11 protein-coding genes are annotated in these 16,078 nt (G+C 41.5%); 7 read left to right on the forward strand and 4 right to left on the reverse strand.

All coding sequences use genetic code 11. From position 1 onward, the window contains the following. Positions 1 to 12 precede the first annotated feature (12 nt). Both EO132_RS00220 and EO132_RS00225 read right to left on the reverse strand, forming a co-directional pair. Complete coding sequence (locus tag EO132_RS00220; RefSeq protein ID WP_127136034.1) at positions 13 to 2,091, reverse strand: PorP/SprF family type IX secretion system membrane protein; 2,079 nt, start codon at positions 2,089 to 2,091, stop codon at positions 13 to 15. Positions 2,092 to 2,097: 6 nt separating this feature from the next. Then, on the reverse strand, positions 2,098 to 4,356 hold the full coding sequence (locus EO132_RS00225) for a T9SS type B sorting domain-containing protein (RefSeq protein ID WP_127136035.1): 2,259 nt from the start codon (positions 4,354 to 4,356) through the stop codon (positions 2,098 to 2,100). Positions 4,357 to 4,621: 265 nt separating this feature from the next. Between EO132_RS00225 and EO132_RS00230 the strand changes: the two genes are divergently transcribed. From EO132_RS00230 to EO132_RS00245, 4 genes are all read left to right on the forward strand, one after another. After that, positions 4,622 to 6,307 (forward strand): glutamine--tRNA ligase/YqeY domain fusion protein, encoded by a 1,686-nt coding sequence (locus EO132_RS00230; RefSeq protein ID WP_127136036.1) that lies wholly within the window; start codon positions 4,622 to 4,624, stop codon positions 6,305 to 6,307. Between the two features lie 317 nt (positions 6,308 to 6,624). Continuing rightward, positions 6,625 to 6,954, forward strand: coding sequence for a YtxH domain-containing protein (locus EO132_RS00235; protein ID WP_127136037.1), 330 nt, complete (start codon positions 6,625 to 6,627; stop codon positions 6,952 to 6,954). 3 nt (positions 6,955 to 6,957) lie between these two features. Then, on the forward strand, positions 6,958 to 7,308 hold the full coding sequence (locus EO132_RS00240; RefSeq protein ID WP_127136038.1) for a phage holin family protein: 351 nt from the start codon (positions 6,958 to 6,960) through the stop codon (positions 7,306 to 7,308). Next, entirely contained in the window at positions 7,305 to 7,520 is a 216-nt protein-coding gene (locus EO132_RS00245; protein WP_127136039.1) for a DUF6327 family protein, read from the forward strand. Before EO132_RS00240 ends, EO132_RS00245 begins: the two co-directional genes overlap by 4 nt. 65 nt (positions 7,521 to 7,585) lie before the next feature. On the opposite strand, the gene EO132_RS00250 is transcribed toward EO132_RS00245, so the two are convergent. Together EO132_RS00250 and gltX are read right to left on the reverse strand one after the other, a co-directional pair. Continuing rightward, the gene (locus tag EO132_RS00250) at positions 7,586 to 8,521 is read right to left on the reverse strand and encodes an SPFH domain-containing protein (protein WP_127136040.1); all 936 of its coding nucleotides are present in this window, start codon (positions 8,519 to 8,521) and stop codon (positions 7,586 to 7,588) included. A 94-nt stretch (positions 8,522 to 8,615) separates the two neighbouring features. Next, on the reverse strand, positions 8,616 to 10,112 hold the full coding sequence (gene gltX / locus EO132_RS00255) for a glutamate--tRNA ligase (RefSeq protein ID WP_127136041.1): 1,497 nt from the start codon (positions 10,110 to 10,112) through the stop codon (positions 8,616 to 8,618). A 165-nt stretch (positions 10,113 to 10,277) separates the two neighbouring features. Here gltX and EO132_RS00260 point away from each other — a divergent pair, with 165 nt between their 5' ends. The 3 genes from EO132_RS00260 to mnmG are packed head-to-tail and all read left to right on the forward strand — an operon-like array spanning position 10,278 to position 15,986. After that, complete coding sequence (locus tag EO132_RS00260) at positions 10,278 to 13,703, forward strand: hypothetical protein (RefSeq protein ID WP_127136042.1); 3,426 nt, start codon at positions 10,278 to 10,280, stop codon at positions 13,701 to 13,703. Beyond that, positions 13,696 to 14,115: an rRNA maturation RNase YbeY gene (gene ybeY, locus EO132_RS00265; RefSeq protein WP_127136043.1), complete on the forward strand. Its 420-nt coding sequence runs from the start codon at positions 13,696 to 13,698 to the stop codon at positions 14,113 to 14,115. The genes EO132_RS00260 and ybeY overlap by 8 nt, the downstream gene beginning before the upstream one ends. Positions 14,116 to 14,117: 2 nt before the next feature. Continuing rightward, positions 14,118 to 15,986, forward strand: coding sequence for a tRNA uridine-5-carboxymethylaminomethyl(34) synthesis enzyme MnmG (mnmG, locus tag EO132_RS00270; protein WP_127136044.1), 1,869 nt, complete (start codon positions 14,118 to 14,120; stop codon positions 15,984 to 15,986). Positions 15,987 to 16,078: the final 92 nt, after the last annotated feature.

Genomic DNA, 16,078 nt, shown 5'->3' on the forward strand with positions numbered 1-16,078 from the left:
CATGGTGGTTGGTTAAATGGTTGTGTTTGGTTTTATACGCATGATCCACATTTCTTCGTCATACGAAGCATTCAATTTCGTATAGTATGAGGTCAATGCATTGTTCCAGGTCTCGTGTCTTTTTAAATACACGTACCTGTTATTATCGGCAGGACTTACGAAATAGCTTGCATGTAGGCCCTTTGCATTCAAATCCTTGACAAATTGTTTGGCACTTGATGAATTTTCAAAAACATTGGCAATGATGTAGTACCCTTCTGCCAATCCATCTCCGGACTGCGTGCTAAGAACTACATGATTGCTGCCTCCTTTGTTGGGTAGGCTGGTAACATTTTTAGAAAGTTGGTTGTTGCCGTATTTGGAGCTTTGGTTATCCACGGAACCAGAATATCCCGCAATTGGAGAATCTCCTCCGTTGACGTTCATTACCCAGGCATCACCTTGGTAGGCACCGTTCATTTTGGAATGATAGGCATCCAGAGCTTCGTTTTTGTTGCTGAAGTCGCCTATATAGACGTAGTTGAGTCCGTTCTTTGGGTTTTGGAAATAATCTGCCTCAATCCCTTGCGAACGTAGCTTTTCTATAAAATTGTTGAGGTTGTTGGTGTCTCTGAAGACATTGGCTATCAAGTAATGACCGCTTTCCACATTGGGCACGGAATGTGACTTGAATCCTGTTGTTTTTTTACTTCTTACCGGCCTGTAGGTATTATCTCTTTTGGCCTTGGAGTTTGATGCATAACTTGCCTTGGTGTTGTCCTTGGCCTCGTTGATCTTTATGACCTTTTTGGTGGATGTGTTATTGGACAATCCATGGTTGGCCAAGGGCTGTCTTCTTTGGGTCACGATATCGGCAGTATCCATATTGGCAAAGTATACTTTCTTGGCTTTCTCCTCCAATGCTGGGTTTTGCCCGCGAGTTTCGCGTTTCACCATTTTCATCACGGTCTCAAAGCGTCGTTCCAAATCTTTTTTACGCGTGGATTCAATGGAGTCCTGACGCATCAACAGTTCATCAAGTATGGCATCGTTTTCGGCCAACTTTTCCTGTAATTGTGCGATTTCAAGGTCTTTGTCAGTAATATTGAGGCTGTCCTGTGGCACGTCCTCATCATTGGAGGCCAATGTTTCATTGTCCTTTTCAAGCATTACACGATCCTCGGTAAGGTTGGGCGTAAAGGAGTATGCCAAAGAGATTTCGTGGGTAACACCAAAGTTTTCAAATTCATTGGACAACCCTTTTTCCACGGTATATCCCAAGGAAATATTTTTGGTCAAGTTGAAACCCAATCCTGCGGAAGCTCCATAAAAGTCATCGTAGCCCGCTTGTACCCAACCTAACCTGGGCAAGTCAAGAATCAAGTTTCCTCCCAAGGTAATTTCTTCTTCGCCTACTTTGCGCACTCTTGCCAAAGGCATTAAACGTGCACTTTCCATAATGCCCCTCCCATTTTCAAACTGATGGGTATATTGTAGGTGGCCAGAATATGTTTTTTCATTGAAATCTGTTACGGATTCACTGGTTTTCAAGTTGTAATCGAACAGATTTTCGGCAAAACCACCAATGTCGAACTTTCCTATGGAAAAGTTGAAACCAGGTTGGAAACTTACCAGGGAGCTACTTTCCAAATTGCTCAACAATGGATCGATCTCAACAGAATTGGCCCTATCTTGATTAAAGGCACTCTGATAATAGCTTACGTTGGCTCCGAAGGTAAAAGTGTTCTTAGGACTCAAGCGTACACCATAGGCATAGTTGGCGTGTACACCAAAGTTATTGAACAGGCCCTCACGGTTGGTAAACAAGCTGACACCAACACCACTCCTGTCACTTACTCTACCGCTATAGCTCAAGAAGTAAACCTGGTTGTTGTCATCAAAAGATACCGATTGGTTTCTGTGAAATAGGTTGATGTACGATTTGTCTTCCCTAACTGTGGAAAAGGTAGGGTTGAGCAAGAACCGATTGAACTTCAATAGGTTTTGGGATGGCACGTTATACGGCACATAGGCTTCTTCTTCCTGTCCTCTCATTCCAGAGAGGGCAAGTAGCAAGACGGCAAGTAATAGTAGAGGTTTATTCGTCTGCATTGCTGCTTATTTAATAACAGTGATGGTTCCTTGTTTCAGGCTCTTACCACCACGTGTGATCTTGTAATAGAAAATCATGCTTTGTTTGTTGAAATTTGTGGTGGACTGTGGCCAGTTGTTTTCATAGCCAGCTTGGCTAAAGATTTGTTCTCCTCGTTCATTGAAAATAGTAACGAGAACATTGGGATCTCTGGAATATGTGTTGGGCAACACCCATAGATCGTTGATACCGTCGCCATTGGCGGTAATAACGTTTGGTATGTTGAACATATCCCTGTAGGTCACGGTAATTACTTTACTAACTGTACAGGTTCCGAAACTGGCGATCAACAGGAACTCCCCTTCTTCAGCAAAACCATAGGAATTGCTGTTGGAAATCAGGTTGTTACCCGCATCATACCATTCGTATGAATCTGCACCGCTAGCGGTAAGGGTTTGGGTCTCCCCTTCAATAATGATGAGGTCTTTGGGTTTATCGAGAACCAACAGAGATTCATCAAAAGCACTGATGGTTATTTCGTTTGATATGATTGGACACTCGTTGGATGTAATAACAAGTTGATACACCCCGGTTTCGTTTACCGTCAAGCTCTCTGATGCTGAATCGACCACAGTTCCATCTTTCTTCCACTGGAAGGATTCGTTGGAAATATCTGTAGCGCTCTCAAGTACTATCGCTTCGCCTCCTTCACACAACACAGTACCATTGGTGGTTATCTGTAGTGATTCGTTGGAAGCAAGTTTTAGCTGTAAACTGTTGGATGATGCCTCAAAAGCATCTATGGTGCCGACCAAGGTATAATTTCCGTTGTCATCTTGACTTGATACCGTGATGGTTTTGGAATTCTCTCCAATCACATCGGTACCGTCAAGTTTCCACTGATAGGCAAATGAATTTTGTAAATCCCCTGTCACATCGGTTTTGGTTCCATTGTCGCTTACCGCATTGATGGTGGTAAGGCTCAAGGTGGCATCTGTGCTCTCGCAGGAAGAATAAGTGGTTACGTAGTCGACCACAAATTCAAATGAATCCGGCGAAACAACAGTGGTTTTTGCTGAAGCCATTGGGGCAGGCGTACAAGCGCCGCCGTTTTCGGTGACTTCAACATAGTACTCCCCTACCTCATTGATGGACAATGAGTTGTTCGTAGCATCAGCAATCGCAGCGCCATCTTTAAACCATTGGAATGTTGGGCTTGTTGCGGTTGTGTTTACCGACAATGTTTTGGACTGCGAAGGAAGTAATACAATGTTTTCTGCATTGTTCAGTGTAATTTCGTAAGAACCTGAACTTGTAACGGATACCGGGTCTGATAGTTCCACACAAATCCCTGAGCCTGAAATTTCAACCTCGTAAGAACCTTCAAAACCGCTGGTCCCTCCATCAACAGTATATGTGCTGGCATCCACAGTGGGACCACTGACTATGCTTCCGTCCTTGTACCATGTATAGGTGTATCCTTGACCGCTGATATTGGCCTCAAGCAATTGGGTTTCCCCTGGGCAGATCTCAACATTGTTGGCACCATTGATGGTCAATCCGGAACTGGTTCCAGTTGAAATTTCAATAGTGTTTGATAAGGTATTTGCGGATCCCGAACAATCTCCATAATCAAGTTCCACGTAGTACATGCCCGGCTCGGAAACGGTGATGCTTTCCGACTTTTCAGACAATAGTGTTCCACTGCGATACCAATTATAGATGTAGGTGCTGGAATTAGGAATATTATGCGGCTTTAAGGTAACCGAACCTCCGCCACATATTTGGATAATGCCTCCAGAGGGAATATTTCCACTTCCATTCTCACTGATCAATAACGGTAAATTGTAGTCGATGAAATACATGGAAAAAGCCTCCGAAGCGGGACTTGTCTTAGCGGGATTGGTACTTCGAACCCTTATTTTAAAGTTATCGCCCCTGATATCCGAAGGGAGTTCAAATTGAAACTCAAAATCAAAAACGGTGTTCTTATCAGTGACGCGCGCCAATTCGGTGGGAGCTGAAAAATAACCATCAGCGTCCGATAGCTCAAGGATAAACTCGTTATCGCTTTCAACAAAGGGAGGGTCCCATTGGAAGTTTACAAAGTATTGGTTGAAGTTGTTGGAGGCGCATACTGCTGTCCATGGGGTATTTCCACCAAGATTTGGATTTGCAGCTGGCTCGGGTTGGTATAGCACCTGTGCCTGCATACCGATAGTGCCTAGTAGCAAAAAAGCCAAGGCCAGAACCAGAACGCTATACGTTGAATTACTTTCTTTCATCACCGTTAGTTTTTAAGAGGTTATGGGCTTAATAGCCCTGTTAGTTTGTGCCCCTTAATTGTAATTCATTCAAAAAGACGTTGTTCAGGCGTCTCTTTCGCATATAGTATTCAATAACAAATATGTCTCTAATTTCGATGAAAGGAAAGATATTGTTGTAGGCTATACCCAAAGTGTTGTGAAATCACCTATTTTGTATACACAGATTCACGAAAAATAGCTATCAACAGGGGATTTTACTACATTTGCGCATCAAATTACTGGTATGGCAGAAGAAGCTAAATCGCTCAATTTTATAGAACACATCGTAGAGGAAGACCTTAGGGAGGGTTACACACAGAATGACTTAAGGTTTCGTTTTCCACCCGAACCCAATGGCTATTTGCACATAGGACATGCTAGCTCTATTTGCCTGAATTTTGGTCTGGGTTTGCGCTACAATGCACCCGTTAATCTCCGTTTTGATGATACCAACCCCGCCAAAGAAGAGAAGGAATATGTCGAGGCCATCAAAAAGGATGTGAGCTGGTTGGGTTTTGAATGGGACACTGAATGCTATGCATCCGATTATTTCCAACAATTGTACGATTGGGCAGTTATGCTCATCAAGGATGGGAAGGCCTATGTGGACAGCCAAACCTCTGAAGAAATTGCCAGTCAAAAGGGAACTCCCACCGAACCAGGCAAGGAAAGCCCATATAGAAATCGCTCTGTAGAAGAGAATCTAAAACTTTTCGAAGGGATGAAAAACGGTGAGTTCAAGGATGGCGAGCATGTATTGCGAGCCAAAATTGATATGGCATCTTCCAACATGTTGATGCGAGATCCTGTAATGTACCGGGTACTACACAAAGCACACCACCGCACAAATACCGATTGGTGTATTTATCCTATGTACGACTGGACACATGGAGAAAGTGACTATATTGAACAAGTTTCGCACTCCCTTTGTACATTGGAATTTTTACCCCACCGAGAGTTGTACAACTGGTTTTTGGACCAAGTGGTATCTTCCGATAAACTACGCCCTAAACAGCGTGAATTTGCTCGAAGAAACCTGAGTCATACCGTAGTGAGCAAACGTAAGTTGCTTCAATTGGTGGAAAAGGGAATTGTTTCGAGCTGGGACGATCCCCGTATGCCCACCATATCCGGATTGCGAAGAAGAGGTTTTACTCCGGAGTCCATCAGGAATTTTGCTGATACCATCGGAATTGCAAAACGAGAAAATGTTGTTGATGTTTCCTTGCTCGATTTCCAAGTTAGAGAACACCTTAATAAAATAGCCCCACGGGTCATGGGGGTACTCAATCCTTTAAAAGTGGTCATCACCAATTATGAAGAAGGTAAAGAAGAATGGCTTGAAGCCGAAAACAATCCAGAGGATGAATCAGCTGGAACCAGACAGGTCCCTTTTTCAAGAGAATTGTATATAGAGCAGGAAGACTTCCGTGAGGAGGCCAATAGAAAATTCTTCAGACTTAAGCTTGGTGGCGAGGTTCGCTTAAAGAACGGCTACATCATTAAAGCGGAAAGTTGCACCAAGGATGATGATGGAAATATCATAGAAGTACAATGTACCTACGACCCCAAAAGTAAAAGTGGTTCCGGTACCGAGGAAAGCCTTCGAAAAGTGAAGGGTACGTTACATTGGGTTTCCATCCCGCATGCCATTACCGCCGAAGTGCGATTGTACGATCGTCTTTTTACCGATGCTACACCGGATAGTCATAAGGATAAGGATTTCTTGGATTTAGTTAACCCTGATTCATTGCAAAAGGTTACTGGTTACTTGGAACCCAGTTTAAAAAATTCCAAAATCGGAGATCAAGTACAGTTTCAACGATTGGGCTATTTTAATGTTGACAAAGATTCGACTCCCGAAAATTTGGTGTTCAACAGAACGGTCACTTTAAGGGACACTTGGGCCAAATTAGAGCAAAAAGGGTAGCATAACATTTCCTTATTTAAACATGTTGGTTCATTGAGGAATTCTATTAAAAAAGACTTCTTCAGGTCGCATATGAGAGTAAAAAACTTTTAGCTGTATTGATTGTTCAAGTCCGTTGTTGAAAGGCCCTCAAATGCGCTCATTTTCGATTTTTCTTCAAATTTTATCTAAAGCGTCAAGGTTTCGAGCGATTGCATCGATCATTGCGGTTTTCCTACCTTAATTTTGAGATAAATCGATTGGAACAGGAATTTCTTCACTTTTAAATCTGACCGATTGATTGATTCACTGAAGTCTAATTTAAAATATACAACATTATGTCAAATAACACTGGAAACGTATTAACCGCATTGTTAACTGGAGCTATAGTAGGAGCCGGAGTTGGTATTCTATATGCACCAGATAAAGGAAAAAAAACAAGAAAGAAAATTAAAAAAAGTGCTGTGAAAGCAAAAGATGACATCTCACAGAGCTTAATCACAGCCAAAGAGGAATTTTCCAAAAGTGCTGATGCCAAAAAAGAAGAGTTTGAAGAAAAACTCGAGGATACATTATCGAACATGAGTTACAAAGCCGATGATATTTTGGTAGCTCTGGAAAAGAAATTGGAAGACCTTAGAGAAAAGAACGCCCAACTACAGAAGTAATATATGGCATTCGAAGATATCAAAGAACAGATAGACCATGTAGAGGACGGAGTTAAGGCCTACGTGAAAAACAGCTTGGACTTTTACAGACTCCAAAGCTTCAGGTCTATGATGAAGGGAATAACCATGGCCACTAAAGTCCTTCTTATAGGAGGGGTGGTTTCCATAGCCCTGCTGTTTCTTTCGTTGAGTGCTGCCTTTTGGTTTGGCAATATGTTGGACAACACAGCACAAGGGTTTCTAATTGTAGGAGGGTTTTATGTACTGGTCGGTATCATTCTCTTCTTAATGAGAAGAAAAATTGAAAAGCCGCTTTTGAAAAAGTTTTCCAAATTTTATTTTGACGAATTATGATTCAGACACAATACACATCTTTTGAAGAAATTGACCGCGACCTTAAAATATTGAAGCTGCAGCGACAGATTGAGGAGGAAAAGGTAAAGCTGGCGATTCAGAACACCAAAAAAGAATTGTACCCCACCAATATTCTTGGAGGATTGGCGCCTCTTATTCAAAAAGTCGCCATCTCCATGGTTGCCAAGAAACTATTGAATAAACTCAACTAGTTTTAGCCCTCATATCAAAACAAAAGGCTCCCAATTGGGAGCCTTTTTCTCTTATGAATAGTAGTCTAAGAGTCAGCAGAACCTTTCTCGTTCTGTTTGCGTTTCATGGCCTCACCAATTTGGTTACTGGCTGTAAATGAAGCCACCATATTATTCAGCATATCACTTCCTGCTTGGGGCGAGTTTGGCAATAGAATTAAGTTGGTGTCCGTTTCTTCTCCAATGGCCTGCAGGGTATCGTAGTGTTGGGTAACGACAATCAATGCTGATGCTTCCTGGGAATTGATGCCCACTTTGTTCAGTACTTCGACGGATTCTTCAAGACCACGGGCAATTTCCCTACGTTGATCGGCAATACCCTGCCCCTGTAATCTCTTGCTTTCCGCTTCCGCTTTAGCTTTTTCAACAATGAGGATACGTTGTGCATCACCTTCAAATTGAGCGGCGATTTTTTCACGTTCTGAAGCATTGATTCGGTTCATAGCTGCCTTGACCTGGGCATCTGGATCTATATCGGTTACAAGGGTTTTGATGATGTCATAGCCATAATCCAACATGGCATCTTGTAACTCTGTTTTCACGGCGATGGCAATATCATCTTTTTTAACAAAGACATCGTCCAATTTCATTTTTGGAACTTCGGCACGAACTACGTCAAAAACGTAAGAAGTTATCTGATCGTGTGGGTATTCCAATTTGTAAAAGGCCTCGTAAACCTTATCAGTAATTACAACATATTGTACGGATACTTTCAGTTTCACGAATACATCGTCAAGGGTTTTGGTCTCAACGATAACATCCAATTGTTGGATTTTCAGGCTCAATCGACCGGCAATACGGTCCACAATCGGAATTTTCATTTGAAGCCCGGAGCTTCTGATACTGTGAAACTTACCGAAACGTTCCACCGCAACGGCGGTCTGTTGTTTAACGATAAAGAAAAACTTGAAAAGAATAACAAGCGCGACAAACGCAATAGGTATAAGTAAATAGCTGCCCATAGTGTTTAGATTTTTATGTTAGAAATGGAAATTACGAAACTTGGCCATAGTATTAGTAGCCATTTGTCAAATAATGTTACACATCCGTCAATTTCTAAAGCTGGGCAATGGCTGTTTTGATACGTTTGATACTTTCCTCTTTACCAATAAGGTCCATAATATCGAACAAGTGCGGTCCCTTCATATCTCCGACGATGACCAAACGGAGTGGGGGCATTACTTTTCCAAAGGAAAGCTCCTTTTCCCCGATCCATGCCTTAATGGTTTCTTCAATTTTCGATGATTCAAAATCTTGAATGGATTGCAGCACGGTGGTAACCTCTTCCATGATTTCTGGGGTGCCTTCTTTCCATTGTTTTTTGACCGCTTTTTCATTGTAAGAGGTAGGTGCTTGAAAGAAATAATCGGAAAGCTCCCAGAAATCTTTCACGAAAGTAGCGCGTTCTTTAATGGAAGACACCACTTGTTTGATATAGCTCTGCTCTGCAGAAACCCCTTTTGCATCAAGTTCTTCGGCAAACAGTCTAGCAAGTACCTCATCTGACTTTAATTGAAGCCATTGCTGATTATACCAATTGTTTTTTTCTGGGTCAAAACGGGCCCCTGATTTATTCACACGTTCTAAAGTGAAAGTATCGACCAATTCTTCCAGGCTGAAGATTTCTTGTTCTGTGCCCGGGTTCCAACCTAACAATGCCAAAAAGTTGACTACGGCTTCAGGGAAAAATCCGGCTTCTCGATACCCTTCGGATTGGTTCCACGTCAGCGGAAAAACGGGAAATCCTCCTTTTTCGCCATCACGTTTGCTCAATTTTCCTTTTCCCACAGGCTTCATGATCAAAGGTAAGTGGGCAAATTCCGGAGCATCCCAACCAAAGGCCTTATACAACAACGTATGCAATGCCAAGGAAGGCAACCATTCTTCACCACGGATTACATGGGTAATCTGCATTAAATGGTCATCAACAATATTGGCCAAATGATAGGTAGGCATGCCATCACTTTTGAACAAGACTTTGTCATCAAGAATGTTGGTGTCTATTTTTATTTCTCCACGGATGATATCGTTGAGCACTAATTCTTCATTCTCGGGAGATTTAAATCGAATCACATAATCTTCTCCAGTAGCTATTTTATCTTTTACTTCCTCATTGGAAAGCGAAAGGGAGTTGGTCAATTTTAAACGATTGTGCCAATTGTAGATAAAGGTTTTTCCTTTTGCTTCATGGTCTTTTCTGTGCTGGTCCAAAGCTTCAGAAGTATCAAAAGCGTAATAGGCCATGTCCTTTTCAACAAGTTTAAGGGCGTAGGATTTGTACAGTTGCTTGCGTTCGCTCTGTCTATACGGTCCAAAATCGCCTTCCTTTACAGGTCCTTCATCAAAAGGAATTCCACACCAGTTCAGAGCCTCGATAATGTATTCTTCGGCACCTTCAACAAATCGGTTTTGGTCGGTATCCTCGATACGAAGCACAAAGTCGCCACCATTTTTTTTGGCAAATAAATAGTTGAACAAAGCGGTGCGAAGACCTCCAATATGTAGCGGTCCCGTTGGGCTTGGTGCAAATCGAACTCGTACTTTTTCTCTCATAATACCGAAAGGTTAGACAGCAAAGATACAGTGCAGCATAGTAAATGGAAAGCGTTTGACCACTGTCTTTCATTTGATTTATGAGATGGAGAACTTTAAGGTTTAACAAAATTTTGCTGCACGTTTCCCATGGATCGGGTATTTTGGTAATATAAACACCCTATTTTGAGTGCATATCAGGACATTTTAGCCAAACTAGAGGGCTTTATCAAACGCTTTTATACGAAGCAATTGATAAAGGGCATCTTCTTGTTTTTAACTCTGGGCACCCTTTTTTGGATTGCCATAACATCATTTGAATATCTGTTATGGTTGGATAATTCGTGGCGATTGACCTTGTTTATTCTCTTTATTGTGGTGGAAGCATTTCTCTTGTATCGATATGTGCTTGTACCCTTGTTGTACTTGTTTAAGATGCGGAAGAGTATCGACAACAAAGTGGCATCCAAGTTGATCGGAAAACATTTTCCAGATGTCGATGATAAGCTTCTGAATTTGTTGGAGCTTTCCGAGAACCCTCAAAAATCGGATTTGTTAGTGGCAAGCATTGAGCAACGGGCCGCAATTCTTGGTCCCGTTCCTTTTGCTGAAGCTGTAAATTTTAGGGAAAGCTATTCCTATGCGAAGTACATCATCATTCCTGTACTCTTATTTGGTTTTATCTGGATAGCGGGGGATATCGTTTCTTTCTTTAATTCCCATCAAAGAGTGATGCATTACGACATGGCCTACGAACGGCCTGCTCCATTTACGTTTCAGGTTCTGAATTCAGATTTGGAGGTAATGGACAATGAAGCATTGACGATACAGGTCAAAACGGTTGGCGATATTAGACCAGGTAATGTTGAGATTTTTGTTAACGGGGAATCCTTGTTAATGCAGAACCGTGGGTCGTTTTATGAGTATACTTTTCAACCGCCAGTTCAAGATAGTAGTTTTTATCTATCAGCGAACGGATGGGATTCTAGGAGTTACACCATAAGTAGTTATAGAACGCCTAAACTGGTTGATTTTGCATTGGAATTGGTATACCCAAAGTATCTTAACCTTAGACCAGAAGTGATTACCGGAACAGGTAATGCTGAGATTCCTGAGGGCACTAAAGTCACATGGAAGATACAAGGGGATTATGTGGACAATATTAAAATGATTACTGCTGATACGACTATCTCCTTTCAAAAAGACGACAATCTTTTTTCCAACTCTAAAAGGCTGTTCAGTCATTTTGATTATGAATTGAGTACATCTAATAATAAGGTTCAGGATTTCGAGAAATTGGCGTATCGGCTTAGTGTGATTAAGGATGCAAAAGCAACGGTTCAGGTAGATCAGGTTTTGGATTCTTTGAACCCTAACGAATCGTATTATACGGGTCAGGCCGCCGATGATTATGGGTTGCGTGAGATTCGTTTGGTTTGTTACCCTTCGGATGATGTGAACAATGTACAGCGGATTTCACTTGAAGAGCCTAATTCCAATGTTTATCAATTCTATTACACCTTTCCGTCAGGCTTGGCGCTGGAGCCAGGAAAGCGGTATAAATTGTTTTTTGAAGTTATTGATAATGACGGAGTTAGAGGTGGTAAGGTAACCAAGAGTGAAGTTTTTAACGCTACTCTTTACGACGATAACCAGTTGAATAACAAAGAGGTAGAGTTTCAAAAATCTACATTGAACAAGATGGGAGAATCCTTAAAGAATTTTAAGGAGCAGGAGGAAAAACTATCTGACATTAACAATTTACAGAAGGAAGAAAAGTCTCTTAGCTTCGAGGACAAGAGTCAAATCAAGAATTTTTTGCAACAACAAAAGAAGCAAGAGGAACTGATGCAGAAGTTCAGCCAAGATTTGAATAAAAGTATAGATAAGACCTCGGAGGATACCGAAATGAAAAAGATGCTTCAAGAACGATTGGAGCGTCAAGAAGCTGAAGCAAAAAAGAATGCTGAGTTACTTGAAGAGCTCAACAAGATTGCGGATAAAATAGACAAAGAGGATTTACAACGCCGCTTGGAAGAACTGGGTAAAAATCAAGGTAAGAATACCCGCAACCTAGAGCAGATATTAGAGCTGACAAAACGCTATTATGTTACAGAAAAGGCGTCTCTGATATCCAAAGAACTTGATGAGCTGGCTAAAAGGCAGGAGATATTATCTGAACTAAAGTTGGGCCAGGATTTTAGTGATAAGGAGCAGAAGAAGTTAAATGAAGGTTTCGACAACCTAGAAAAAGAAATTCGTGCGTTGGAGAAGGATAATGATAAGCTCCAAAAGCCACTAGAGTTTGATACTGATAAGAAGATGACGGATGCCGTTAAGCAGGACCAACAAGAGGCCCTAGAAGAAATTAACAAGCATCAAGGTATGGAGGAGTCTTCTCAGTCAGAGGAGAAACAACAAGCAGGAAATAATGCTTCCAAGAAACAAAAATCAGCAGCTCAGAAAATGAGAGAGATGAGTCAATCCATGAAATCGAGTGCCATGGGTGGAGGTGGAGAAACAGATGCAGAGGATACGGAGATGCTACGACAAATTTTAGATAATTTGGTAACCTTTTCATTTAAACAAGAGAATCTTTTTGATAACATTCAAAGTGCCGATGTAGACATTTCACAGTTCTCTAGAACTGTGAAGGACCAACAAAATTTAAGGAGATTGTTCGAGCATGTCGACGATAGTCTTTTTGCGCTTTCATTGCGAAGAGCGGAGTTGTCTGAGTTCGTTAATGAGCAAATAACAGAGGTGTATTATAATATCGATAAGTCCTTGGAAAGCATTGCCGAGAATCAAATTTACCAAGGAGCTTCATATCAACAGTACGTAATTAATGCGACCAATTCTTTGGCAGATTTCTTGGCAAACATTTTGGATAATATGCAACAAAACATGAGTCCTAGCCAAGGCAGTGGAGGAGAGGGTCAGGATTTTCAGTTGCCGGACATTATCAAAGGACAACAGGGAATACAGGAAAAGATGAGTGGCTCAGGTCAGCAAGGCAAACCGTCTGAAGGACAGGGTGAGCAAAAGGGAGAGAATCAAGGCGGTCAGCAGGAAGGAGATAAAGGAAGCGAAGGCCAGGGTCAAAATGGACAAGAGGGAGAAAATGGAGAGAAAGGCAAACAGGGTTCTGGACAGAGTGACGGTGGTCAATCCAATGGAAACGGACTCAGTGAAATGGACCTCAATGAAGTCTATGAAATTTACAAAGAACAACAGTTCCTTCGCGAAAACCTCGAGAAACAGCTGGAGGATATGATGCGTGAGTCCGACAAGAATTTGGCTCAGAAACTGATTCAACAGATGGAGGATTTTGAGAACGATTTATTGGAGAACGGAATCACAGAAAGGACGCGGAACAAGGCCAACAATATTCAACACCAATTAATGAAGTTGGAAAACGCTTCTATGGAACAAGGAAAAAAGAAGGAGCGAGAAAGTAACACAAATCTAAACCAGTATTCTAATCCCATCACGACGAAACCGGAACTACTTCAAGATTACCGGAATAGCATTGAAATATTAAATAGACAAGCATTACCTTTGCGGAAAAATTTTGAAAAGAAGGTAAAGGTTTATTTCGATAATGATTGAGTTTCATTTTAAAAGCGACTTGCTGTTAGAGGATAAATCCAAGTATGCCGATTGGATAGATAGGATTATTCAATCAGAAGGATTTGTTGCCGGTCAAATCGATTATATTTTTTGCACGGATGAATATTTGTTGCAGCTCAATCAAGAGTATCTAAACCACGATACTTTGACTGACATCATCACTTTTGATTATACCGACGCAAAGACAATTTCAGGGGATATTTTTATTTCAACTGATAGGGTTGAAGACAATGCGAAGGAGTTTCAGGTGGATGTTTGGAATGAACTTCGACGAGTAATGAGCCACGGTATTTTACACTTAGTGGGTTATGGGGATAAGAGTGATGATGAGGCTAAATTGATGCGTGAAAAAGAAGAGGAAAAAATTAAAATGTTCCACGTGGAACCATAGATATGTTTGAGAAGGAATATGATGTTATTGTAGTAGGAGGAGGTCATGCAGGCGCAGAAGCAACTGCAGCCGCCGCCAATATGGGTTCAAGCACTTTGTTGGTTACAATGAACCTTCAAACTATTGGGCAAATGTCTTGTAATCCCGCTATGGGTGGAATTGCAAAGGGGCAAATTGTCCGTGAAATCGATGCCCTGGGAGGTTACAGTGGTATCGTAACGGATAAGTCTGCCATCCAGTTTAAGATGCTGAACAAGTCCAAGGGTCCTGCGATGTGGAGCCCTCGAGCGCAGAATGATCGTATGCGTTTTGCTGAGGAATGGAGGATGGCTTTGGAGAATACACCGAATGCGGATTTTTATCAAGAAATGGTCAATGGCCTTCTGGTTGAAGGCGATAAGGTCGTGGGAGTAAGAACCAGTCTTGGTTTGGAAATCAGGGCTAAAGCTGTAGTCCTTACAAACGGAACCTTTTTGAATGGATTAATTCATATCGGAGAGAAACAATTAGGTGGGGGGAGAGCTGGAGAAAAAGCGGCAACGGGTATAACCGAACAACTTGTTGAGCTTGGTTTTGATAGTGGCAGAATGAAAACAGGAACACCCCCAAGGGTTGACGGAAGGTCGTTGGATTATTCCAAAATGATCCTTCAACCTGGCGATGAACTACCCGAGAAATTCTCTTATTTGAACACTCCCATACTTCAAACACAACGCGATTGCCACATGACGCACACAAGTAAATTGGTGCATGATTTGCTTCGCGAAGGCTTTGAAAGGTCTCCCATGTTTAATGGTAGAATTCAAAGTATTGGGCCTAGATATTGCCCCTCGATAGAGGACAAGATCAATCGGTTTGCCGATAAAGATTCACACCAAATATTTGTAGAACCGGAGGGGTGGAATACCGTTGAGGTTTACGTAAATGGTTTCTCTACATCCTTGCCCGAGGATGTTCAATACAAGGCATTGAAATCTGTAAAGGGGTTCGAACACGTCAAGTTTTTTAGACCAGGTTATGCTATTGAATATGATTATTTCCCACCTACCCAATTGAGGCATACACTCGAAACGAAGCTGGTCAACAATCTATATTTTGCAGGTCAAATTAATGGGACAACTGGATATGAGGAGGCAGCTTCTCAGGGTTTGATGGCGGGTATAAATGCCCATTTAAAAATCAATGAAAAAGAGCCATTTATTCTGAAAAGAGATGAGGCCTATATCGGGGTTTTGGTTGATGATTTAATCACAAAAGGAACGGAGGAACCGTATCGAATGTTTACATCAAGAGCTGAGTATCGCACATTGTTGAGACAGGATAATGCGGATTTACGATTAACACCAAAGGGGTATCAAATAGGATTGGCGAAAGAAGAGCGTCTAAAACGAATGGAGGATAAGATGAGCAAGTCCGACAATTTTGTCAAATTCTTTAAAAAGACCAGCTTCACTACAGATGAGATCAATCCTATTTTGGAATCATTGGATTCATCCTTGGTTAAGCAATCCGATAAGTTGTTCAAGGTATTCTCAAGACCAAAGGTTACCATGGACCACATGCTTCAATTGGAATCTGTTTCCGATTTTGTGAGGGAAAATGAGTTGGATACAGAGGTCTTGGAGCAGGCCGAAATACAGGTCAAATATTCAGGCTATATCGAAAAAGAAAAGACCAATGCGGACAAATTACAACGTTTAGAAAATGTCCGTATTCCTGATAATTTTGATTATTCAAAACTTAAATCGCTGTCCTACGAAGCAAGGGAAAAATTGGAATCGATACAGCCTGTTACCATATCACAGGCATCTCGGATCAGTGGCGTTTCTCCTGCTGACATAAGTGTTCTTTTAGTGTATTTGGGCAGATAACCCATCAACTTGTTCCACGTGGAACAAGTGCCTTTTTATTTTCATTTATATATAAGTGGCTCGGTTTTTGAATTCATCTTTGGTATAACACT

Source organism: Flagellimonas oceanensis (assembly GCF_003992595.1).
Lineage (GTDB): Bacteria > Bacteroidota > Bacteroidia > Flavobacteriales > Flavobacteriaceae > Flagellimonas > Flagellimonas oceanensis.

Coding starts and splice junctions, on each gene's coding strand:
- EO132_RS00220 (WP_127136034.1), bottom strand. CDS start 2,091: ATGCAGACGAATAAACCTCTACTATTACTTGCCGTCTTGCTACTTGCC.
- EO132_RS00225 (WP_127136035.1), bottom strand. CDS start 4,356: ATGAAAGAAAGTAATTCAACGTATAGCGTTCTGGTTCTGGCCTTGGCT.
- EO132_RS00230 (WP_127136036.1), top strand. CDS start 4,622: ATGGCAGAAGAAGCTAAATCGCTCAATTTTATAGAACACATCGTAGAG.
- EO132_RS00235 (WP_127136037.1), top strand. CDS start 6,625: ATGTCAAATAACACTGGAAACGTATTAACCGCATTGTTAACTGGAGCT.
- EO132_RS00240 (WP_127136038.1), top strand. CDS start 6,958: ATGGCATTCGAAGATATCAAAGAACAGATAGACCATGTAGAGGACGGA.
- EO132_RS00245 (WP_127136039.1), top strand. CDS start 7,305: ATGATTCAGACACAATACACATCTTTTGAAGAAATTGACCGCGACCTT.
- EO132_RS00250 (WP_127136040.1), bottom strand. CDS start 8,521: ATGGGCAGCTATTTACTTATACCTATTGCGTTTGTCGCGCTTGTTATT.
- gltX (WP_127136041.1), bottom strand. CDS start 10,112: ATGAGAGAAAAAGTACGAGTTCGATTTGCACCAAGCCCAACGGGACCG.
- ybeY (WP_127136043.1), top strand. CDS start 13,696: ATGATTGAGTTTCATTTTAAAAGCGACTTGCTGTTAGAGGATAAATCC.
- mnmG (WP_127136044.1), top strand. CDS start 14,118: ATGTTTGAGAAGGAATATGATGTTATTGTAGTAGGAGGAGGTCATGCA.